Annotated in this window: 1 protein-coding gene; it reads left to right on the plus strand. The window is 70.2% G+C overall.

Annotated elements, in window-relative coordinates:
- The coding region (locus G3I71_RS47605) for a protein phosphatase 2C domain-containing protein (RefSeq protein ID WP_164325183.1) at positions 1-446 on the plus strand (446 nt) is incomplete at both ends.

Consider the following 446-nt stretch of genomic DNA (forward strand, 5'->3'; position numbering starts at 1 on the left):
ATGCCTACGAGGTCCGCACGGACCCCGCCCTCCCCTGGATCGTCGCGGTCGTCGCGGACGGCGTCAGTTCTTCCATGAATGCCGGCGAGGCAGCTGCCGAGGCCGTTGCCCAAGCCGGCCAGTTCGTCCTCGACCGGCTCCGTTCCGAAGGTCCTCCCGACGGCCCCCACTGGTGGACCGGGGTGTTCGAGCGGACCGCGGTTGCCATCGCCGCACACACCGAAGGGCTTCCTCGGCGCGAACCGCCGGCTGGACGTCGCCGCATGATGGAGCCCAGCCCTGCCGCCACCACCCTCGCCGTGTTGGTGGCACCCACCGAACCGACGCGCGACCCCAGGCTCTTTTCGGCCGTCGTGGGAGACAGCCGGATCCTACGACTGCACCAGGGCACTTGGAGTGCTTTGCTCGACGCGCGGGCCTTCACGACAGGGTCCGACCGGGTGCTG

This window comes from Streptomyces sp. SID12501 (genome assembly GCF_010550245.1).
In the GTDB taxonomy this organism is placed as follows: Bacteria; Actinomycetota; Actinomycetes; order Streptomycetales; family Streptomycetaceae; genus Streptomyces.